This is a genomic window from Pseudomonas sp. S04 (assembly GCF_009834545.1).
GTDB lineage: Bacteria > Pseudomonadota > Gammaproteobacteria > Pseudomonadales > Pseudomonadaceae > Aquipseudomonas.
In genome coordinates this window covers 1,641,835-1,661,783 of sequence record NZ_CP019427.1, presented here as the reverse complement: position 1 = coordinate 1,661,783, position 19,949 = coordinate 1,641,835, and the positions used below count along the sequence as shown (strand labels likewise).

Below are 19,949 nucleotides of genomic sequence, written 5' to 3'. Positions count from 1 at the left end.
GTCACCTTAGATCACGATCAGGTCGGCTTGCAGGGCGCCGGCCTGTTTCAAGGCTTCGAGGATCGCCATCAGGTCACCCGGTGCCGCGCCGACCTGGTTCACCGCACGCACGATTTCGTCGAGGGTGGTGCCCGGGCCGAACTTGAACATCGGCTTGGCTTCCTGCTGTGCGTTGACATTGGAGCGCGGCACCACCGCCGTCTGGCCGTTGGAGAAAGCCCCTGGCTGGCTGACGATCGGGTCTTCGGTAATGGTCACGGTCAGGCTGCCGTGGGTCACCGCCGCCGGCGACACCTTGACGTTCTGGCCGATCACGATGGTGCCGGTGCGCGAGTTGATGATGACCTTGGCCACCGCCTGGCCGGGGTCGACTTCGAGGTTTTCGAGGATCGACAGGTAGTCGACCCGCTGGCTCGGATCCAGTGGCGCGCTGACCCGAACCGAACCGCCATCGATGGCCTGGGCGACACCCGGGCCGAGCAGGCTGTTGATCTTGTCGACGATGCGCTTGGCCGTGGTGAAGTCCGAACGGTTGAGGTTGAGGGTCAGGCTGTTGCCCTGGTTGAACCCGCTCGGGACCGCGCGCTCCACCGAGGCACCGCCAGGGATACGACCGGCCGACGGCACGTTGACGGTGATCTTCGAACCGTCACGACCTTCGGCGTCAAAACCACCCACCACCAGGTTGCCCTGGGCCACCGCATAGACGTTGCCATCGATGCCCTTGAGCGGCGTCAGCAGCAAGGTGCCGCCACGCAGGCTCTTGGAGTTGCCGATAGAAGACACGGTGATGTCGACCTGCTGCCCCGGCTTGGCAAACGCCGGCAAATCGGCACTGATCGACACGGCAGCGACGTTCTTCAACTGCACGTTGCCCGAGCCCGGCGGCACCTTGATGCCGAACTGCGAGAGCATGTTGTTGAAGGTCTGCAGGGTGAACGGGGTCTGGGTGGTCTGGTCACCCGTGCCATTGAGACCGACGACCAGGCCATAGCCGATCAACTGGTTGGAACGCACGCCGGAGATACTGGCGATGTCCTTCAACCGCTCGGCCTGCACGCCCAGGGAGGTGCCCAGCAACAACGCGGCCGCCAGCAGGTGCTTGAAGTTCAGCATGGAGAGGGTCATCACCTAGAAAGGGAACAGCGGGCTTAGGAAAAAACGGTCGAACCAGCCTGGCTGACTCGCATCGGCAAACGAGCCGGTGCCCGAGTAGGTAATGCGCGCGTCGGCGACCCGGGTCGAGGACACGGTGTTGTCGGTGGAGATATCGTCGGCACGCACCAGGCCGGCAATGCGCACCAGTTCGTCACCGGTGTTGAGGGTCATCCACTTCTCGCCGCGCACGGCGATGATGCCGTTGGGCAACACGTCGGCCACTGTCACCGTGATCGAGCCGGTCAGGCTGTTGCCCTGCCCGGCCTTGCTGTCGCCCTTGGTCGCGCGGTCACCGCTGTAGCCGGCGTCCAGGCTCAGGTCGCCACTGCCGAACGGATTATTGGTGTTGGGCACCGCACCGAACAACGAGGTCAGGCCGATGTTGGCCTTGCTGGTCTTGCCCACTTGCGAGTTGGCGTTTTTGCTGGCCTGGGTTTTTTCGTTGAGGGTGATGGTGATGATGTCACCGACCCGGAACGCCTTGCGGTCGCTGTACAGGTTCTGCTCGAAGCCGGCCTGGTAGATCGAGCCATTGTTGGCTGCCGCCGGCAAGGGCGTGCGTGGCAACACCGGGGCGTAGTAAGGGTCATTGGGTTTTGGCGTCGGCCCGACGCAGCCCGCGAGCACGGCGATCCCACTCAATGCGAGAACAGATACAAAGCGATTCATGACCCTAACCTCACGGTGTTGCAGGCGGCCTCAAGCCGCCCCATAGACTTGATTACAGATTCTGCGTGACGAACGAAAGCATCTGGTCGGCGGTGGAGATGACTTTGGAGTTCATCTCGTAGGCACGTTGCGTGGTGATCATGTTGACCATCTCTTCCACGGTGCTGACGTTGGAGGTTTCCAGGGTGCTTTGCAGGGTGGTACCAAAACCGTTCAGGCCTGGGGTGCCGATCTGTGGCGCACCACTGGCGGCAGTTTCCAGGAACAGGTTGTTGCCGGTGGCCTGCAGGCCGGCCGGGTTGATGAAGTCGGCGGTTTGCAGGTTGCCGATCACCTGGGCGGCCGGGTTGCCGGCAATGGTGATCGACACGGTGCCATCGCGACCCACGGTGAAGGTCTGGGCTTCGGCGGGGATGACAATGGCCGGCTCCAGGGCATAACCACTGGCGGTCACGATCTGGCCGTTGGAGTCCAGGTGAAAGGTCCCGTCACGGGTGTAGGACGTAGTCCCGTCCGGCTGCAGGACCTGAAAAAAGCCACGACCGTCGATGGCCATGTCCAGCGGCTGCTCGGTGGTTTGCAGGCTGCCGGCGGTGAAGTTCTTCTGGGTGCCGACGATGCGCACACCGGTACCCAGTTGCAGGCCCGACGGCAGTTCGCTGTCCTGGGTCGACTGGGCACCCGGCTGGCGCTTGATCTGGTACAGCAGGTCCTGGAACTCGGCACGGTCACGCTTGAAGCCCGTGGTCGAGACGTTGGCCAGGTTGTTGGAAATGGTCGTCAGGTTGGTGTCCTGGGCGGACAGGCCTGTTTTGGCAACCCATAGAGCCGGAAGCATTCGATTCTCCTCGTGCGCCTGTTTTACGGCGCGACGTTCTGATAATTAGCTGATCTGCAAGACCCGAGCCATGGCCTGGTCGTCTTCTTTGGCGGTGTTCATCATCTTGACGTGCAGCTCGAACTGCTTGGCCAGGGCCAGCACCGAGGTCATTTCTTCCACCGCGTTGACGTTGCTCGACTCGAGGAACCCCGAGACCAGTTGCACGTTGGCATCGGCCGGTGCGGGCTGGCCGTCCTTGGTGTGGATCGAGCCGTCGAGGCCCTTGGTCATGTTCTTCAGGTCCGGGTTGACCAGCTTGATGCGGTCGACTTCCGCCATCACGCGCGGGCCTTCACCCATGGCGCGGATACTGATGGTGCCGTCCTGGCCGACTTCGATCTTCTGCTCGGGCGGCACGGCAATCGGCCCGCCATTGCCCATCACCGGCATGCCATTGCCGGCACGCAGCACACCCAGGGCGTCGACATTCAGGCTGCCGGTGCGCACGTAACTTTCCTTGCCGTCGGGGTTCTGCACGGCAATCCAGCCGTTGCCGCTGACCGCCACGTCGAGGTCACGCCCGGTTTCCACCAGCGAGCCCGGACTGAAGTCGGTGGCCGGACGTTCGGACAGGGCAAAGGCCCGCGCCGGAAAGCTGTCGCCAAACACCGGCATCGACCGCGCCTGCTCCAGGTCTTTCTGGAAACCGTTGGTGGAGATGTTGGCCAGGTTGTTGGCATGGGCCTTTTGCGCCAGCGCGTTCTGGCTGGCGCCGGTCATGGCCACATAAAGGTACTTGTCCACAGTCTTTCCTCTGCATGCCGGACGTTTGCCGCCCACTGCTGTACTGGCAAGGCTTTAGCAATTTGCAGACCAACTTGCGCGCAATGGCCCCAGGTCCTTTAAACACAGGACTTGGGACAATTCAGAGGAGAGAGGTGGAGGATCGCAGAGACGAAAAACCGGCGCGCTTATGCCGCTTTACGGCAATCGGCCGGACAGCACGGCTACCAGCCCTTGACGCCGCTCATGTCGGGCAGCTTGTGGGCGATGCCTTTGTGGCAGTCGATGCAGGTCGCCTCGCCGTTGGCCAGGGAAGTCGAGTGCATGTTGGCGGCGCGCTTGCCCTGTCGGGTGAAATCCATGAACTCGAAGTTGTGACAATTACGGCACTCGCGAGAGTCGTTGGCCTTGAGGCGGGCCCACTCGTGCTCCGCCAGTTCACGGCGCATACCGAGAAACTTCTCGCGGGTATTGATGGTGCCGAACACCTTGCCCCAGACCTCTTTGGACGCCTGCATCTTGCGCGCGATCTTGTGGGTCCACTCATGCGGTACGTGGCAATCGGGACAGGTTGCGCGCACCCCCGAGCGGTTGGTGTAGTGGATGGTTTCCTGCAATTCGACAAACACGTTGTCGCGCATTTCATGGCAGGAGATGCAGAACTTTTCGGTATTGGTCGCTTCCAGCGCCGTGTTGAATCCACCCCAGAAAATCACCCCGGCAATGAACCCGCCGAGCGTCAGGAAACCCAGGCTGTAGTGGACACTGGGGCGACGCAAGATCTGCCAGTAGTCTTTGAACACTACCCACAATGACTTCATGACCACTCCTCAGGGTTTCTGCTTGCGGTTGATTTCGTCTTGCAGCACCTGGTCAATATTCTTGAAGTCGTTGTTGACCAACGGCTTCACGTCTCGCTGCGGCACGTGGCACTGATTGCAGAAGTAGCGCCGTGGTGAAACGGCGGCCAGCGCCTGGCCGTCGCGGTCCATGTAGTGGGTGATGCTGATCATCGGCGCCTGGGTCAACGCGCTGTTGGCCCGACTGTGGCAGGACAGGCATTTGTTGCTGTTCTTGTCGATGTGATAACCGCGGATGCTGTGGGGAATGGTCGGCGGCTGTTCGGGATAATTGCGCTCGCGCTTGAGGTCCTTGTTCTCCTCCTCGGCGATGGGCGGCGCTGGCAGTTCCTGGGTCAGGGTACCGCCGACACGCCTGCCATCGGGGGCGGGCGCATCCAGCGGATACCCAGGCTCTGCGGCAAAGACCGCGGGCACGCCAAGCAGCAGTGCAAACAGCAAGGACAGCGTACGAGCATTCATCACAGCTCTCCTCAGGCAGTCTTGATCAGCTCGATCCTGACCGCGCACTTTTTATAGTCCGTCTGCTTCGAGATCGGGTCCGTCGCATCGAGCGTGACCTTGTTGATCAACCGGTTGGCGTCGAAGAACGGCACGAACACCAGCCCCTGGGGCGGCTTGTTGCGCCCACGGGTTTCGATGCGTGCGCGCATTTCCCCGCGCCGGCTGATCACCTTGACCTCACTGCCGCGCCTGGCATTGAGCGCCTTGGCATCGGCCGGGTGCATGTACACCAGGGCATCGGGTACCGCCTTGTAGAGTTCTTCAACGCGCTGGGTCATGGTCCCGGTGTGCCAGTGCTCAAGCACCCGCCCGGTGCTCAGCCAGAACGGGAACTCCTGGTCAGGGGATTCCGCCGGCGGCTCGTAGGGCAGCGCGAAGATGATCGCCTTCTTGTCGGGGTAGCCATAGAACTGCACGCCACTGCCCTTCTCCACGTAGGGATCATGGCCTTCGCGAAAGCGCCAGCGGGTTTCCTTGCCGTCCACCACCGGCCAGCGCAGGCCGCGTTCGGTGTGATACCGATCGAACGGCGCCAGGTCATGACCGTGGCCCCGGCCGAACTGGGCATACTCTTCGAACAGGCCTTTTTGCAGGTAGAACCCAAAGTCCTTGGCTTCGTCGTTTTCAAAGCCTGGCTCCATCTGCGCGATCGGGAACTGATCGACGTTGCCATTCTTGAACAGCACCTCGTACAGGGTCTTGCCTTTGTACTGCGGGGCACTGTCGAGCAACTGCGCGGACCACACTTCATCGGTGGTGAAGCGCTTGGAAAATTCCACCAACTGCCAGAGATCGGACTTGGCATCCCCCGGGGCGGATACCAGTTGATGCCAGAACTGGGTACGCCGCTCGGCATTGCCATAGGCCCCCTCCTTTTCCACCCACATGGCCGTGGGCAGGATCAGGTCGGCGGCTTGCGCGGACACCGTGGGGTACACGTCGGAAACGATCACGAAGTTCTGCGGGTTACGCCAGCCCGGCAAGACTTCCTGCATGATGTTGGGCCCGGCCTGCATATTGTTGCTGGCCATGGTCCAGTACACGTTGACCACGCTGTCCTTGAGCATGCGACTCTGCTGCACCGCATGGAAACCGACCTTGGGATTGATGGTGCCGGCCGGCAGTTTCCAGATCTTCTCGGCGGTGGCGCGGTGTGCCGGATTGGTGACCAGCATGTCTGCCGGCAGGCGGTGGGAAAAGGTCCCCACTTCCCGCGCGGTGCCACAGGCCGAAGGCTGGCCGGTCAGGGAGAACGGGCTGTTGCCCGGCTCGCTGATCTTGCCGGTCAGCAAATGGATGTTGTAGATCAGGTTGTTGGCCCACACCCCGCGTGTGTGCTGGTTGAAACCCATGGTCCAGAAGGACACCACCTTGCGTTTCGGGTCGGCATACAACTGCGCCAGCGCCTTGAGCCGTTCGGCTGGAACCCCGGTCTCCTTGGCGGTGCGTTCCAGGGTGTAGGGTTTGACAAAGGCGGCAAACTGCTCGAAGTCGATGTCGGTCCAGGTGTTCGCCTTGTCGGCATTCTTGGCCTGTTGTTCCAGCGGATGATCGCTGCGCAAGCCGTAGCCGATGTCGTCGACCCCCTTGGCAAACCGCGTGTGCCGGCTGACAAACTCCTGGTTCACCGAGCCACTTTCAATGATGTAGTTGGCGATGTAGTTGAGGATCAACAAGTCCGTCTGCGGTTTGAACACCATGGGGATATCGGCCAATTCAAAACTGCGATGCTCGAAGGTCGACAGCACCACAACTTTGACATCGGGTTGGCTCAAGCGACGATCCGTGACCCGACTCCAGAGAATCGGGTGCATCTCCGCCATGTTCGAGCCCCACAACACAAACGCGTCGGTGACTTCGATGTCGTCATAGCAACCCATGGGCTCATCGATACCGAAGGTGCGCATGAACCCCATGACCGCCGAGGCCATGCAATGCCGGGCATTGGGGTCGAGGTTGTTACTGCGAAACCCGGCCTTCATCAACTTGTTTGCGGCGTAGCCTTCCCACACCGTCCATTGTCCGGAGCCGAACATGGCGATCGAGTCTGCGCCTTTGTTTTTCAGCGCTTCCTTGAACTTCAACTCCATCACATCAAACGCCTGTTTCCAGGACACCGGCTGGAACTCACCCTGCTTGTCGTATTGCCCGTTGGTCATACGCAACAGCGGTTGGGTCAGGCGGTCCACGCCATACATGATCTTGGACAGGAAGTAGCCCTTGACGCAGTTCAGGCCGCGATTGACCTCGGCTTTGACATCGCCGTGGGTCGCTACCACCCGGTTGTCCTTGGTCGCCACCATCACGCTGCAACCGGTGCCGCAAAACCGGCACGGCGCCTTGTTCCAGGTCAGGGCGACCATGTCCTGTTCGGTGATCAGGTTGCTGGCCGAGGTGAACACCGGCAGCCCGGCAGCCGCCGCAGCAATCCCGGCCGCCTGGGCCTTGACGAACTCACGACGGGTCATGGGCATGGGTGTTCTCCGCTCGGATCGAGGATCTCGTGGTAAACCAGGGAGGCGTTGAGCACGCCGGGCAGGCGGCCAATCTGTTCGATGCGCTGGAGGATCTGCGGTTCGCCGTGCATTTCCAGGACCACCACCAGTTTGCCCTCGGGGCTTTCCTGGTGCAGTTCAACACCCTGGAGCAGGCGCAGATTGGCTTTCACCGCGGCAAACATCTCGACACGGGCCTGCACGATCAAACTGGCGATATGTAGTTTTTGTTCCATGGCCAACACTCCCTGCCTGTTAACTCACCTGGACTGGCAATCAGTGTGGAGCCCCGGGAGGGCCGAGGAGCATTTGCAGGAACCAGACGAAAAAGCCGTAGCCGCCGACTATCACCACCGATAGCAGGGGAAAAAGAAACACGATCAGGAACAGCAACAGCCGCCTTTCCTTGCGCGCACGTAGAGCGGACTCATCAACCGTCGTCATGGCCAGGGCTCCTGCCAGAAAGTGTACTGAGCCTAGATGGCCGCCCGGTAATTTTCCATGATTCAGATCAGCGAAAGGTCAAACAGGATTAATCCTCATTCAATAATGATTAGTATTAACCAAGCAGCAATTCGCCAACTAAGGCCCACGCATTCAAGGGCGACTTAGTTAGCGCTCAAGTTTGCCGATTTCATATTCGCGCAACTTGTTGGCAATGGTGGTGTGGGAAACACCCAGGCGTTTACCGAGCAATCGACTGCTGCTGTGTTCTGAATACAAGCGTTCCAGCACGGCCTTTTCAAACCGCCCGACAATTTCATCCAACCCGCCGTCCAGGGAAAAATCCCCCAGCGGCTGGCGCACGCCGTAGTCCGGCAGGCGAATGTGCTCGGCCTTGACCGTGCCGCCTTCGCACAGTGACACCGCCTGGAACAGCACGTTCTCCAACTGCCGGACGTTGCCCGGCCAGTGGTAGTGGCTGAGCCGATCCATGGCCGCCGGCGCCAGTTTCGGCAAGGGGCAGCCGATCTGCCGGCTGGCCTGGTCGAGGAAGTGCTCGACCAGCGGCGTCAGGCCGTCGAGGCACTCGCGCAACGGCGGGATGTGCAGCGACAGCACATTCAAGCGGTGGTACAGGTCCTGGCGGAACTCACCGCTGGCACACAGCTCGGAGAGGTCGACCTGGGTCGCACAGATGACCCGCACATCCAGGTAGACCTCTTCATCGCTGCCGACACGGCGGAAGCAACCGTCTTGCAGGAACCGCAGCAATTTCACCTGCAAGCGCGGGCTCATTTCGCCGACGCCATCGAGGAACAGCGTGCCGCCCGCCGTCAATTCCAGCAGCCCGAGCTTACCTTCGGCCCGCGCGCCTTCGAACGCGCCGGGGCCGTAGCCGAACAACTCGGTCTCGGCCATCGACTCCGGCAACCCGGCGCAGTTCAGCGCCATCAACGGCGACTGGCCGCGCGGGCTGGCCAGGTGGCAGGCGCGCGCCAGCAGTTCCTTGCCGGTGCCAGTCTCGCCCTCGATCAACAGCGGCGCATCCAGGGGCGCCATGCGTCGCGCTTCCCGGACCACCGCCGCCATCACCTTGGAGCTTTGGAAAATACTGTCAAAGCCGCGCAACTCCTGCTTGCGCACGTTGTAGATGCGCTCGCCAACCCGGTCGGCCCGGTGCAGGGTCAGCACTGCGCCCGCCATGGCCTCGCTGTCGTCGTGTTCCGACTGCAGGGGGGCGATGTCGGCCAGGAACACGTCACCCTTGACCTTGACCCGCAGGCCATTGATCCGCGACTTGTTGGCGCGCACCAGTTCCGGCAGGTCGAAATCCTCGGCGTAGCGTGACAGCGGGATCCCCGGCACTTCGTCGACCCGCACCCCGAGCAATTGCGCCGCTGCACGGTTGGCCGCGACGATCGAGCCGCCCATGTCGATCGACAACACCGGGAACTCCAACGCCCCGAGCAAGGCATTGAGTTCCATGTGCCGGCGCTCGCTGGGCATCAGCCCTACCCGCTTGACCCCGAATACCCCGGCAATCGCCTCGAATTTCGCCCGCAGCGCCTGGAACTGGATGTTGATCAGGTTCGGGCAATGCAGGTAGATCGCGTTGCCGTGCTCACCGCCGACCTCCCCGCGAGCGACGTTGATCCCGTACTCCACCAGCAGGTTGAGGATGTCGCGCAGGATGCCGATGCGGTTCTGGCAATGGACTTTGATACGCATAAAAAGGCCCGGACTAGGAGATGGACAGCGGGTGGCGAGGATTTTTCTGCCGACACCCAAAGTTAGTCGTCAAGATTATGTGACAGCTTCAGGGCTTTTCAAACCGGGAAATCGCAATAGGTACGCCACAAGCCGCTTTGCGTAACGAAAACTTTACGAAAATTGGCGAATTTTCCTAGCCGCTCGTCCAGCACCCTGCTGCGCGGTCGCACGCTTCGGGGTATTTCTAGGTCCATAGCAAGACATAACAAGAACGTATCCCTTTGCAGGAGAGCAGCATGAAGCAGACGCAATACGTGGCCCGCGAGCCCGATGCGCAAGGGTTTATCCACTACACCGCTGAAGAACACGCGGTGTGGAACACGCTGATCACTCGCCAGTTGAAAGTGCTCGAGGGTCGTGCGTGCCCGGAATACATGGAAGGCATCGACAAGCTCGGCCTGCCCCATGACCGCATTCCCCAGCTCGACGAAATCAACAAGGTCCTGGGTGAAACCACCGGCTGGCAAGTTGCCCGGGTTCCGGCGCTGATTCCGTTCCAGACCTTTTTCGAATTGCTGGCCAGCAAGCAGTTTCCTGTCGCGACCTTTATTCGTACCCGCGAAGAACTGGATTACCTGCAAGAGCCGGACATTTTCCACGAGATTTTCGGCCACTGCCCACTGCTGACCAACCCGTGGTTCGCCGAATTCACCCACACCTACGGCAAGCTTGGCTTGCAGGCGACCAAGGAAGAGCGGGTGTACCTGGCGCGCCTGTACTGGATGACCATCGAGTTCGGCCTGGTCGACACCCCTGAAGGCCAGCGCATCTACGGCGGCGGCATTCTCTCCTCGCCGAAGGAAACCGTGTACAGCCTGTCCGGCGAGCCCGAGCACCAGGCCTTCGATCCGCTGGAAGCGATGCGCACGCCGTACCGCATCGACATCCTGCAGCCCCTGTACTTTGTCCTGCCCAACCTCAAGCGCCTGTTCGACCTGGCCCACGAGGACATCATGGGCATGGTCCAGCAGGGCATGCAGTTGGGTCTGCACGCGCCGAAATTTCCGCCAAAACCCAAGGCGGCCTGAGGACGCTGCAGTCGCGGCGCCCCACAAAAAATAGTAACGTCTAACAAGAATCGAAATCAGGAAACCACCATGACCGCTCTCAACCAAGCCCATTGCGAAGCCTGCCGCGCCGATGCCCCACAAGTCAGCGACGAAGAACTGCCGGTATTGATCAAGCAGATCCCTGACTGGAACATCGAAGTTCGCGACGGCGTCATGCAGCTGGAAAAAGTTTTCCTGTTCAAGAACTTCAAGTTCGCCCTGGCGTTCACCAACACCATGGGTGAAATCTCCGAAGCCGAAGGTCACCACCCAGGCCTGCTCACCGAGTGGGGCAAAGTCACCGTGACCTGGTGGAGCCACTCGATCAAGGGCCTGCACCGCAATGACTTCATCATGGCCGCGCGCACTGACGAAGTGGCCAAGGACGCCGAGGGCCGCAAGTAATGTTTTTCGACGCCATCGGCCGGGTGCCCGGCGACCCGATCCTCGGCCTGATGGAGGCCTATGCGCAGGACCCCAATCCGCGCAAATTCGACCTCGGCGTAGGTGTCTATAAAGACGCCCAGGGCCTGACGCCGATCCCGCACTCAGTGAAACTCGCTGAACAGCGCCTGGTGGATGGCCAGGGCACCAAGACCTACATCGGCGGTCACGGTGACCCGGCGTTCGGCAAGGTGATCAACGAACTGGTGCTGGGCGCCGACTCGGCGCTGATCGCCGAACAGCGGGCCGGCGCCACCCAGACTCCGGGTGGCACCGGGGCCTTGCGCCTGAGTGCCGACTTCATCGCGCACTGCCTGCCTGGGCGTGGCATCTGGCTGAGCAACCCGACCTGGCCGATCCACGAAACCATCTACGCGACCGCCGGCCTCAAGGTCAGCCACTACCCTTACGTGGGCAGTGACAACCGCCTGGATGTCGAGGCCATGCTGGCCACCCTGAACCTGATCCCCAAGGGTGATGTGGTGCTGTTGCACGCCTGCTGCCATAACCCGACCGGTTTCGACCTGTCCCAGGATGACTGGCGCCGGGTGCTGGACGTGGTGCGCAGCCGCGAATTGTTGCCGCTGATCGACTTCGCCTACCAGGGCTTTGGCGATGGCCTGGAGCAGGATGCCTGGGCCGTGCGCTTGTTCGCCGAGGAGCTGCCTGAGCTGTTGATCACCAGTTCCTGCTCGAAGAACTTCGGCCTGTACCGCGATCGCACCGGGGCGCTGATTGTCTGCGCCAAGGATCCCGAGAAGCTGACCGATGTACGCAGCCAACTGGCCCACATCGCCCGTAACCTGTGGTCGACGCCACCGGATCACGGCGCGGCCGTGGTAGCGACCATCCTCGGCGACCCAGAGTTGAAACAGCGCTGGGCCGACGAAGTGGAAGCCATGCGCCAGCGTATCGCCCAACTGCGTTCGGGCCTGGTCGAAGCGCTGGAACCCCACGGTCTGCGCGAGCGTTTCGCCCATATCGGTGTACAGCGCGGGATGTTTTCCTACACAGGTTTGACGCCAGAACAGGTGAAAAAACTGCGCGAGCAACACAGCGTGTACATGGTCAGCTCGGGACGCGCCAACGTGGCCGGGATCGACGCCACGCGCCTGGACCTACTGGCCGAGGCGATCGCTGACGTCTGCCGTGACTAAACGCTACCGCGTGTAGCAGCCCGTAGCAGCTGTCGAGCTTGCGAGGCTGCTGCTACGGGGGTTGTGCCGCTACAGTGCGGCCATCTGTCGCAGAAATCCGAGATAAAAGTCTATTTGTCATTTCTCCTGCTGTATCCTGCCAAGGCTTTTTGAAAGCGTGGTTCTACACAGCGATTTACAAACAGACTTTGCGAGGAGCAAGCAACATGCACGAGATTCCGAATCTCCCCTTCCCAAGCCTGCACGAAACTGAGCAGACAACCCCGCAACAAGCCGGTGCCCAACAGCCCGAGCCAAAGGAAGCCACTGGTAGCCGCAAGGCCGACAGCGAAGACTAAGCGCACTACCCAGACCGTGTGGAAAGCGCTAACTGATGCGCTTTCCACACAGCCTGAAACCCGAGCCCCCGCCATGACCGACACCTTCGACGAATCACAGGCCAGCGTGCTGATCGATGCCGCGCAACAGATGATCGACGTCTGGAACCGCCTGACGCCCGAGAAGCAAGCCCTGCTCCTGGACCGTTTCGGCAGCCAGGAAAACGCCCTCGCCGCTCTGGTCACCACCCAATTGGTCGCGCCCAGCAAAACCTGATCGAGCACCGCCGCCCAACCCGGCAAATTCTCCCCCTGCACTGCGCCAACCACCGGTATCATAAGCAGCCTATCTATCCTGCTGTCCCGTGGACTTTCCCCATGCCAGATCCCCAGCGCCCCATGGCGGTCACGCTGCAAGTCGTTTCCATCGTCCTGTTTACCTTCATCGGCTACCTGAACATCGGCATCCCCCTGGCCGTATTGCCCGGCTATGTGCACAGCGACCTGGGATTTGGCGCGGTCATCGCGGGCCTGGTGATCAGCGTGCAATACCTCGCCACCCTGCTCAGCCGCCCCTATGCCGGACGCATCATCGACAACAAGGGCAGCAAGCTGGCGGTGATGTATGGCTTGGCCGGCTGCGGCCTGAGCGGGGTATTCATGCTGCTCTCGGCGTGGACCCAGAGCCTGCCGATGGTGAGCCTGATCAGCCTGTTGATCGGCCGCCTGGTCCTCGGCAGCGCGGAAAGCCTGGTGGGATCGGGCTCGATCGGCTGGGGCATCGGTCGAGTCGGCGCGCCGAACACCGCCAAGGTAATTTCCTGGAATGGCATCGCCAGCTACGGCGCGTTGGCGGTGGGTGCACCGCTGGGCGTCCTGCTGGTGCGCCAGTACGGGCTGTGGAGCATGGGCGTGAGCATCATTTTACTGGCGCTGGTCGGCTTGCTGCTGGCCTGGCCTAAGACCGCTGCGCCGATCGTCGCCGGCGAGCGCCTGCCCTTCCTGCATGTGCTGGGACGGGTGCTGCCCCACGGGTGCGGACTGGCGCTGGGGTCCATCGGATTTGGCACCATCGCCACCTTCATTACCCTGTATTACGCCACCCAGCACTGGGATAACGCCGTGCTGTGCCTGAGCCTGTTCGGCGCCAGCTTCATTGGCGCGCGCCTGCTGTTCGGCAACCTGATCAACCGCCTGGGCGGGTTTCGGGTGGCGATCGCCTGCCTGTCGGTGGAAACCCTCGGCCTGCTGTTGTTGTGGCTGGCCCCGGACGCGAACTGGGCATTGGCCGGGGCAGCGTTGAGCGGGTTCGGTTTTTCGCTGGTGTTCCCGGCCTTGGGCGTGGAAGCGGTCAACCTGGTACCCGCTTCCAGCCGTGGCGCAGCCGTGGGTGCCTATTCGCTGTTCATCGACTTGTCCCTGGGCATTACCGGCCCCTTGGCCGGCGCAATCGCCGCAGGCTTCGGCTTCGCCTCGATCTTCCTGTTCGCCGCCCTCGCCGCCCTCAGCGGCCTGGCACTGAGCGTCTATCTATACCGCCAGGCACCGAGACTGCGGGAAAACCGCTAGAAATCCACCTTGCCACGCCCGGCCTTGATCGAGCCCCGCTTGGTCTTGGACTCCAGCCGACGTTTCTTCGAGCCGAGGGTCGGCTTGGTCGGGCGGCGCTTCTTTTCGACCTTGGTGGCGGCCAGGATCAACTCAGTCAATCGCTCCAGGGCATCCGCCCGATTCTGCTCCTGGGTGCGGTATTGCTGGGCCTTGATGATGATCACGCCATCGCTGGTGATCCGGCTGTCGCGCAGCGCGAGCAGGCGTTCCTTGTAGAACTCGGGCAAGGACGAGGCCGGAATGTCGAAGCGCAGGTGCACGGCACTGGAGACCTTGTTGACGTTCTGCCCACCGGCGCCTTGCGCGCGAATGGCAGTCAACTCGATCTCGGCATCCGGCAGATGCACGTTGTTGGAAATCACCAGCATGGAAAGCGGTCCGGGTTCAGGGCGTTCAGGATACCGCGAATGCCGTTCGTAATAACGGATCATCATGGCGAGCAGGTGACGCCGGGCATGAGCGTCGGTCAAATTTGTTTACAAACGCTGTCCTGCGCCTACTGAAGAAGAGTTGATTTGTTTTGAATGGTCGTACTAATCTCGGGGCTCATATCAACGGGACATGAAGGCTAATGAATCTTGAAAATATTCGATACCATATCGCAGTTACCCTCCTAGTCTTAGGCTGCTCTGGATTGCCCACAGGATTCATTGTATTTTGCATAACCGAGGTAATCCACATAGATGAAGAGCATCTAAATACTGCATACTTAGTAACATACGTAATACTTGTTTTTTTTGGGCTGCGCTTTTACATACCAAGACTACGTGGATTCACATAACAAACAACAAACTCGCCCCCCTGAAAATCGCATCACGCCACTTACTGCACCACCTCGAATTCACAGCCAATGAACCTTGAAAACATACGATACTACACATCAGTAATCCTACTTGTTTTTGCTTGCTCCGCACTACCTTCCGGCCTCATCACACGCGCAATCGTTATGATTTTCAATATAGAAGAAAATTTTCGGCCTATCTTTTTTACAATATACACAGTTATGGTAATTTGGGGCTTGCAATTTTACCCTCCAAAAATGCGCGGCATTCTATGAGTAGAGCTTAAGCTCCACAAAGCAGATTCATCTGCTTTTTTTCTCCCCTTCTGAAACCATCGTACTTATCGTCAAAAAATCAACTAACGCCTCAAAAGACAAGGATAATTTTCCAGCTTGGCGATAAGCCATTTCATAATTAACTGGGTCACGCCTAAAGAGCTCCACCGCCCCCGGCTTTTGCACGAATCTAAAAACCCCATACGTCGAAACAAGCAAGTCCATAGAGTAATAGGCCATATCCCCCTTATCATCATTGAACATTGCTCTATAGGCAGACCTAATGGGCCCAATCGTACTTGGACCGTCCGACCCATGATAGATATTTCCAAATCCTTCATAGATATTATTAACACCATGCCCAACCGTGAGTACACCCGGGGCTACGCCGAGCCCTCCCGGAACTCCAATAATCGTAACCCCCATCCTAACCTGCATCACCCCCGCCGCAACCCCAATACCATTTTGAAGATAGAACCGCGCCTTTGATGATAAATCTTCGTACTCGGCTCTTATTTCCTGTAGCGCTTGCCACGCACTAACCACCCCCTCATCAACCGCCTGAATAACTTCATCAACATAGGAAGATACAATCGAGCTAAATCGAAGCCGCGCAAAACCATCAGAAATATGCGCCATGCCTATGCTGCATCCAACTGCAACCAGATCAGAAGCTGCTTTATTCACATCGTGAATATCGCAAGAAGCCTCATTCACTTTCATTCCTCCAAGTACTGTAAGCACTTGTGGCACCGGGAACATGCGCCCAGGCAATTTCCCTATAACGAATGGAGACCAGCTCTTGAGGATCAGCGTCATTCATACGAACGGCGTGGGGGACTTGCACGCTGACATGGTCGATGCGCGCACCGGTCAGGTGTATTGAATAGTACCGTTCCTGACCACCCGCCGAAGAGGTTCGGTAAAAATCGATCTTGCACTCAACTTCTTCACCCTCATGCAGCGCACTGGCCAACAACGGTGATGACTTATCGATACCCTTGGTAATCATGATCGGCATGTGCTTGCCGCGCCCACCTGCCGTGCTACCGTCATTGCCAGTGAGCATGTCGTGCGCATAAGCCAGCACCATGATTTCATCCTGGTGGTCGATCTGACATTTGTTGCCGATGGAATCAGAGCCGGAGCAACCGGCAGAAATCAAACCTTGGTGCTTTCCGGTAATACTCATGTAGCTGTGACTGGCCATACGCCCCACTCCTTTGTGTTCGGAGAGACAGGCTAAGACAAAAATAAAGATGTCGGTTGTAGGCCGTTTCTGGATTTACTGTACGAACCACAAAAACAACAAACCCGGCACATGGCCGGGTTGGTCGTTGAAGCCGGATATGCTTACTTCACAGCAGGAGCAGCTGCATTCAAAGCCCGTTGCGCACTGCGCTTGTTCTTGATGCCATAGCAGACCCACATGAACAGGATCCACACCGGAATCGCATACACCGAGATCTGAATGCCCGGGATCATCAACATGATACCGAGGATAAACACCACGAACGCCAGGCACACATAGTTCCCGTACGGGTACCACAAAGCCTTGAACAGCGGCGTCTGCCGGGTACGGTTCATGTGCTGGCGGAACTTGAAGTGCGAAAAGCTGATCATCGCCCAGTTGATCACCAGCGTGGCAACCACCAGCGACATCAGCAGTTCCAGCGCATGTTGCGGGATCAGATAGTTGAGCAGCACCGCCACCAGGGTCACCGCGGCCGAAGCGAGGATCGAACGCACCGGCACGCCGCGCTTGTCGATCTTGGCCAGGCCCTTGGGCGCATCGCCCTGCTCGGCCATGCCCAGCAACATGCGGCTGTTGCAGTAGGTACCGCTGTTGTACACCGACAAGGCCGCGGTCAGGACCACGAAGTTGAGGATGTGGGCGGCGGTGTTGCTGCCCAGCATCGAGAACACCTGGACAAACGGGCTACCGCTGTAGGAGTCGCCCGAGGCGTTCAGGGTGCTCAGCAGGCTGTCCCATGGAGTCAACGACAGCAGGATCACCAGGGCGCCGATGTAGAAAATCAGGATCCGGTAGATCACCTGGTTGATGGCCTTGGGGATCACGGTTTTTGGCTGGTCGGCTTCTGCGGCGGTGAAGCCGAGCATTTCCAGGCCGCCAAAGGAGAACATGATGATCGCCATCGCCATCACCAGACCGCTGACACCGTTAGGGAAGAAACCACCGTGTTCCCACAGGTTGCTCACCGAGGCTTGCGGGCCGCCGGTGCCGCTGACCAGCAGATAGCTGCCCAGGGCAATCATGCCGACAATCGCCACCACCTTGATAATCGCAAACCAGAACTCGGCCTCGCCAAAGACTTTGACGTTGGCCAGGTTGATCGCGTTGATCATCAGGAAGAAGACGGCCGCCGAGGCCCAGGTCGGGATCTCCGGCCACCAGTAGTGCACGTATTTACCGACCGCGGTCAGCTCCGACATGCCCACCAGGATGTACAGGATCCAGCAGTTCCAGCCCGACAGGAAGCCGGCGAAGCCGCCCCAGTATTTGTGCGCGAAGTGACTGAAGGAGCCGGCCACCGGCTCTTCGACGATCATTTCGCCCAGCTGGCGCATGATCATGAAGGCGATGAAGCCGCAGATGGCGTAGCCGAGGATCATCGATGGGCCGGCCGACTTCAGTACGCCGGCAGAGCCCAGGAACAATCCGGTACCAATCGCGCCACCGAGGGCGATCAGTTGAATATGGCGATTTTTCAGGCCGCGTTTTAGCTCGCCTGAATGCGAGGTTTGTCCACTCATGAAAGGGTCTCACGCAAGGTTTGATGATATTCGTTAAGACGTTGCCGTCCGGATCAGGATCCGGCAGCGCCGATCAAACCCCAGCGCAAGCACCAGGAGTTCAGCGTATTTACAACGGTCATGCGTCACCTGTTTGTTTTTATCTGTGACGAAATCGAACCCGACACGCTCGTGACGCGGCGGAGTGAACAAGGCGGGTAGCCTTGAAAATTGCGTGGTTACGCAGAGGGTCACAGGTAAAACGCGGCGCATTGTACACCGCTAACCCCCTGCTGCCAGACCTCGCTGGTTTAGCGTGTCGTTGGCCGGGATTGCCTGTGTCCGCCTCGAAGGTCGCGGGCGGCTGCAAAAATAGGTTCAGACCTTTGCGGGTCCGTGGCGGGGGTGACGGAAAAATCGCCCCACGAAGAGAGATGAAGATGACTCACGGCGTACATTGCGCCTCCTTCTTGTTATGCACCTGCACGACAGGCATGGGGCGCATGACACCGCGCAATGCCCCGTGAAACAAGCGGGCCAGAGCCTTGGAAGACAGTTTTGACGAGCGCTTGCGGAAAAATTTCCTTACAGCTTTGCGGGCGTGACGATTCCACAGGGGTAATCCGGGGTTTTCGTCATGTTTTCGTTACACGCCGTAACGCCAATTTTCCAGCCGAGACCCTCCCCCCCACAGCACAGCAGTTTCAAGCGGGCAAAAAAAACGCCAACCCGAAGGTTGGCGTTTTCACGTGCGGCTTAGCGCTTGAAGCTCAGCGCTGCTTCAAGCTCACTCCGGCTTGCGACGGCCAAAGCCAGGACGCTGGCCGGAACCGGCCGGTGCGCCGCGACGCTTGCCCGATGGCGCGTCACGGTCGACCAGGACAATGCCTGGACGCTTTTTCGGCGCAGGCTTGGCCGGGCGGTTGGTGTCGGCCGGGCGGTCTGCCACTGGCGTACCACGACCTGCCGGAGCGCCACGGCCTTCGCCGCGCTCTGTGCGACCGTTGGCCGGACGTGGCGAACGCGGACCGCGCTCACCGTCCTGACGTCCTGCCGGCTTGCGGCTCGCACGTTCGCCTTCGATATGCGGCTCACGTGCTGGACGCGGAGCGGCAGCCGGGGCACCGGCGGCTGGACGCAAGGTGCGCACGCGCTCGGTCTTGCCCATCGGACGCGACGATTTACGCTGCATGCGATCGAGCTTGTCTTTGCTCTTGGCGTTCATCTGCGGCATGGCCACTGGGGTCAGGCCAACTTCAGCACTCAGAATGTCGACTTCGTACTGGCTCATTTCGCGCCAGCGGCCCATCGGCAGGTCGGAGTTGAGGAACACCGGACCAAAACGCACACGCTTCAGGCGGCTTACCACCAGGCCCTGGGATTCCCACAGGCGACGTACTTCGCGGTTGCGACCTTCCATCACCACGCAGTGGTACCAGTGGTTGAAACCTTCGCCACCTGGCGCCTGCTTGATGTCGGTGAACTTGGCCGGGCCGTCTTCGAGGACCACGCCCGCCTTCAGGCGCTCGATCATCTCGTCGTCGACTTCACCACGGACACGCACCGCGTATTCGCGGTCCATTTCGTAGGAAGGGTGCATCAGGCGGTTGGCCAGCTCACCGTCAGTGGTGAACATCAGCAGACCGGTGGTGTTGATGTCCAGGCGGCCGATGTTGATCCAGCGCCCTTCTTTGGGACGCGGCATCTTGTCGAACACGGTAGGACGGCCTTCCGGATCGACACGGGTGCAGATTTCGCCGTCGGGTTTGTTGTACATGATCACGCGGCGGACCGATTCGGCCGCTTCTTCACGCTTGATCACCTTGCCATCGATGGTGATGGCGTCGTGCATGTCGACACGCTGACCGAGCGTGGCGTCTTTGCCATTGACCTTGATTCGGCCGTGGCTGATCCAGGCTTCTACGTCACGGCGCGAGCCGACGCCGATACGGGCGAGGACTTTCTGCAGTTTTTCGCCTGCTGGGCCGATTTCCTGGTCGTCTTTCTGGTCGTTGATACTCATCTGGGCACCTCCCGGTGTGGTCTGTTCAGGCGTG

The 19,949-nt window shown here is 60.0% G+C and carries 21 protein-coding genes; 6 read left to right on the top strand and 15 right to left on the bottom strand.

Annotated features, from left to right (window positions below):
* Positions 1 to 6: 6 nt before the first annotated feature.
* From PspS04_RS07270 to PspS04_RS07225, 10 genes are all read right to left on the bottom strand, one after another.
* Positions 7 to 1,116, bottom strand: coding sequence for a flagellar basal body P-ring protein FlgI (locus PspS04_RS07270; protein ID WP_095170000.1), 1,110 nt, complete (start codon positions 1,114 to 1,116; stop codon positions 7 to 9).
* 15 nt (positions 1,117 to 1,131) lie between these two features.
* The gene (gene flgH / locus PspS04_RS07265; protein WP_095170001.1) at positions 1,132 to 1,827 is read right to left on the bottom strand and encodes a flagellar basal body L-ring protein FlgH; all 696 of its coding nucleotides are present in this window, start codon (positions 1,825 to 1,827) and stop codon (positions 1,132 to 1,134) included.
* 52 nt (positions 1,828 to 1,879) lie between these two features.
* Positions 1,880 to 2,665 carry a flagellar basal-body rod protein FlgG gene (gene flgG / locus PspS04_RS07260; protein ID WP_027620992.1) on the bottom strand — a complete coding sequence of 262 codons (786 nt, stop codon included), beginning with the start codon at positions 2,663 to 2,665 and terminating at the stop codon, positions 1,880 to 1,882.
* A gap of 45 nt (positions 2,666 to 2,710) precedes the next feature.
* Positions 2,711 to 3,451 carry a flagellar basal body rod protein FlgF gene (locus PspS04_RS07255; protein ID WP_095170002.1) on the bottom strand — a complete coding sequence of 247 codons (741 nt, stop codon included), beginning with the start codon at positions 3,449 to 3,451 and terminating at the stop codon, positions 2,711 to 2,713.
* Positions 3,452 to 3,654: 203 nt separating this feature from the next.
* Positions 3,655 to 4,251 (bottom strand): cytochrome c3 family protein, encoded by a 597-nt coding sequence (locus tag PspS04_RS07250; protein ID WP_095170003.1) that lies wholly within the window; start codon positions 4,249 to 4,251, stop codon positions 3,655 to 3,657.
* Positions 4,252 to 4,260: 9 nt separating this feature from the next.
* Positions 4,261 to 4,752, bottom strand: a complete 492-nt coding sequence (locus PspS04_RS07245) for a nitrate reductase cytochrome c-type subunit (protein WP_159994368.1) — start codon at positions 4,750 to 4,752, stop codon at positions 4,261 to 4,263.
* A gap of 11 nt (positions 4,753 to 4,763) precedes the next feature.
* Positions 4,764 to 7,268 (bottom strand): nitrate reductase catalytic subunit NapA, encoded by a 2,505-nt coding sequence (gene napA, locus PspS04_RS07240; protein WP_159994366.1) that lies wholly within the window; start codon positions 7,266 to 7,268, stop codon positions 4,764 to 4,766.
* Positions 7,259 to 7,525, bottom strand: a complete 267-nt coding sequence (locus PspS04_RS07235) for a chaperone NapD (protein ID WP_159994364.1) — start codon at positions 7,523 to 7,525, stop codon at positions 7,259 to 7,261. The genes napA and PspS04_RS07235 overlap by 10 nt, the downstream gene beginning before the upstream one ends.
* 40 nt (positions 7,526 to 7,565) lie before the next feature.
* A complete protein-coding gene (locus PspS04_RS07230; RefSeq protein WP_095170007.1) occupies positions 7,566 to 7,733 on the bottom strand; it encodes a periplasmic nitrate reductase, NapE protein in 168 nt (55 codons plus the stop codon).
* A 168-nt stretch (positions 7,734 to 7,901) separates the two neighbouring features.
* Positions 7,902 to 9,461 (bottom strand): sigma-54-dependent transcriptional regulator, encoded by a 1,560-nt coding sequence (locus PspS04_RS07225; RefSeq protein WP_095170008.1) that lies wholly within the window; start codon positions 9,459 to 9,461, stop codon positions 7,902 to 7,904.
* Between the two features lie 278 nt (positions 9,462 to 9,739).
* On the opposite strand from PspS04_RS07225, the gene phhA reads away from it, so the two are divergent.
* The 6 genes from phhA (at position 9,740) to PspS04_RS07200 (ending at position 14,039) form a co-directional block, all read left to right on the top strand.
* The gene (gene phhA / locus PspS04_RS07220) at positions 9,740 to 10,531 is read left to right on the top strand and encodes a phenylalanine 4-monooxygenase (RefSeq protein WP_095170009.1); all 792 of its coding nucleotides are present in this window, start codon (positions 9,740 to 9,742) and stop codon (positions 10,529 to 10,531) included.
* 69 nt (positions 10,532 to 10,600) lie between these two features.
* Positions 10,601 to 10,957 carry a 4a-hydroxytetrahydrobiopterin dehydratase gene (locus PspS04_RS07215; RefSeq protein WP_095080175.1) on the top strand — a complete coding sequence of 119 codons (357 nt, stop codon included), beginning with the start codon at positions 10,601 to 10,603 and terminating at the stop codon, positions 10,955 to 10,957.
* Complete coding sequence (locus tag PspS04_RS07210) at positions 10,957 to 12,153, top strand: amino acid aminotransferase (RefSeq protein ID WP_159994362.1); 1,197 nt, start codon at positions 10,957 to 10,959, stop codon at positions 12,151 to 12,153. The genes PspS04_RS07215 and PspS04_RS07210 overlap by 1 nt, the downstream gene beginning before the upstream one ends.
* Positions 12,154 to 12,359: 206 nt before the next feature.
* On the top strand, positions 12,360 to 12,491 hold the full coding sequence (locus PspS04_RS27925; RefSeq protein ID WP_256585517.1) for a hypothetical protein: 132 nt from the start codon (positions 12,360 to 12,362) through the stop codon (positions 12,489 to 12,491).
* A gap of 73 nt (positions 12,492 to 12,564) precedes the next feature.
* Complete coding sequence (locus PspS04_RS07205; protein ID WP_095170011.1) at positions 12,565 to 12,747, top strand: hypothetical protein; 183 nt, start codon at positions 12,565 to 12,567, stop codon at positions 12,745 to 12,747.
* A gap of 101 nt (positions 12,748 to 12,848) precedes the next feature.
* The gene (locus PspS04_RS07200; protein WP_159994360.1) at positions 12,849 to 14,039 is read left to right on the top strand and encodes an MFS transporter; all 1,191 of its coding nucleotides are present in this window, start codon (positions 12,849 to 12,851) and stop codon (positions 14,037 to 14,039) included.
* Here PspS04_RS07200 and arfB read toward each other — a convergent pair.
* The 5 genes from arfB to rluB all read right to left on the bottom strand — a co-directional run bounded on the left by arfB (position 14,036) and on the right by rluB (position 19,915).
* Positions 14,036 to 14,449 carry an alternative ribosome rescue aminoacyl-tRNA hydrolase ArfB gene (arfB, locus tag PspS04_RS07195; RefSeq protein ID WP_095170013.1) on the bottom strand — a complete coding sequence of 138 codons (414 nt, stop codon included), beginning with the start codon at positions 14,447 to 14,449 and terminating at the stop codon, positions 14,036 to 14,038. The two genes, PspS04_RS07200 and arfB, sit on opposite strands and share 4 nt — an antisense overlap.
* A 716-nt stretch (positions 14,450 to 15,165) precedes the next feature.
* Entirely contained in the window at positions 15,166 to 15,861 is a 696-nt protein-coding gene (locus PspS04_RS07190; RefSeq protein WP_237234964.1) for a DUF4225 domain-containing protein, read from the bottom strand.
* Entirely contained in the window at positions 15,848 to 16,348 is a 501-nt protein-coding gene (locus PspS04_RS07185) for an Hcp family type VI secretion system effector (protein ID WP_159994356.1), read from the bottom strand. Before PspS04_RS07185 ends, PspS04_RS07190 begins: the two co-directional genes overlap by 14 nt.
* A gap of 143 nt (positions 16,349 to 16,491) precedes the next feature.
* Positions 16,492 to 17,913 (bottom strand): amino acid permease, encoded by a 1,422-nt coding sequence (locus PspS04_RS07180; protein WP_159994354.1) that lies wholly within the window; start codon positions 17,911 to 17,913, stop codon positions 16,492 to 16,494.
* Positions 17,914 to 18,679: 766 nt separating this feature from the next.
* Positions 18,680 to 19,915, bottom strand: a complete 1,236-nt coding sequence (gene rluB, locus PspS04_RS07175; protein ID WP_095170015.1) for a 23S rRNA pseudouridine(2605) synthase RluB — start codon at positions 19,913 to 19,915, stop codon at positions 18,680 to 18,682.
* Positions 19,916 to 19,949 lie beyond the last annotated feature (34 nt).

Coding starts and splice junctions, on each gene's coding strand:
- PspS04_RS07180 (WP_159994354.1), bottom strand. CDS start 17,913: ATGAGTGGACAAACCTCGCATTCAGGCGAGCTAAAACGCGGCCTGAAA.
- PspS04_RS07250 (WP_095170003.1), bottom strand. CDS start 4,251: ATGAAGTCATTGTGGGTAGTGTTCAAAGACTACTGGCAGATCTTGCGT.
- PspS04_RS07200 (WP_159994360.1), top strand. CDS start 12,849: ATGCCAGATCCCCAGCGCCCCATGGCGGTCACGCTGCAAGTCGTTTCC.
- PspS04_RS07245 (WP_159994368.1), bottom strand. CDS start 4,752: ATGAATGCTCGTACGCTGTCCTTGCTGTTTGCACTGCTGCTTGGCGTG.
- PspS04_RS07270 (WP_095170000.1), bottom strand. CDS start 1,116: ATGCTGAACTTCAAGCACCTGCTGGCGGCCGCGTTGTTGCTGGGCACC.
- PspS04_RS07185 (WP_159994356.1), bottom strand. CDS start 16,348: ATGGCCAGTCACAGCTACATGAGTATTACCGGAAAGCACCAAGGTTTG.
- PspS04_RS07235 (WP_159994364.1), bottom strand. CDS start 7,525: ATGGAACAAAAACTACATATCGCCAGTTTGATCGTGCAGGCCCGTGTC.
- PspS04_RS07230 (WP_095170007.1), bottom strand. CDS start 7,733: ATGACGACGGTTGATGAGTCCGCTCTACGTGCGCGCAAGGAAAGGCGG.
- rluB (WP_095170015.1), bottom strand. CDS start 19,915: ATGAGTATCAACGACCAGAAAGACGACCAGGAAATCGGCCCAGCAGGC.
- phhA (WP_095170009.1), top strand. CDS start 9,740: ATGAAGCAGACGCAATACGTGGCCCGCGAGCCCGATGCGCAAGGGTTT.
- PspS04_RS27925 (WP_256585517.1), top strand. CDS start 12,360: ATGCACGAGATTCCGAATCTCCCCTTCCCAAGCCTGCACGAAACTGAG.
- PspS04_RS07205 (WP_095170011.1), top strand. CDS start 12,565: ATGACCGACACCTTCGACGAATCACAGGCCAGCGTGCTGATCGATGCC.
- PspS04_RS07225 (WP_095170008.1), bottom strand. CDS start 9,461: ATGCGTATCAAAGTCCATTGCCAGAACCGCATCGGCATCCTGCGCGAC.
- arfB (WP_095170013.1), bottom strand. CDS start 14,449: ATGCTGGTGATTTCCAACAACGTGCATCTGCCGGATGCCGAGATCGAG.
- PspS04_RS07190 (WP_237234964.1), bottom strand. CDS start 15,861: ATGAAAGTGAATGAGGCTTCTTGCGATATTCACGATGTGAATAAAGCA.
- PspS04_RS07215 (WP_095080175.1), top strand. CDS start 10,601: ATGACCGCTCTCAACCAAGCCCATTGCGAAGCCTGCCGCGCCGATGCC.
- napA (WP_159994366.1), bottom strand. CDS start 7,268: ATGCCCATGACCCGTCGTGAGTTCGTCAAGGCCCAGGCGGCCGGGATT.
- flgG (WP_027620992.1), bottom strand. CDS start 2,665: ATGCTTCCGGCTCTATGGGTTGCCAAAACAGGCCTGTCCGCCCAGGAC.
- flgH (WP_095170001.1), bottom strand. CDS start 1,827: ATGAATCGCTTTGTATCTGTTCTCGCATTGAGTGGGATCGCCGTGCTC.
- PspS04_RS07210 (WP_159994362.1), top strand. CDS start 10,957: ATGTTTTTCGACGCCATCGGCCGGGTGCCCGGCGACCCGATCCTCGGC.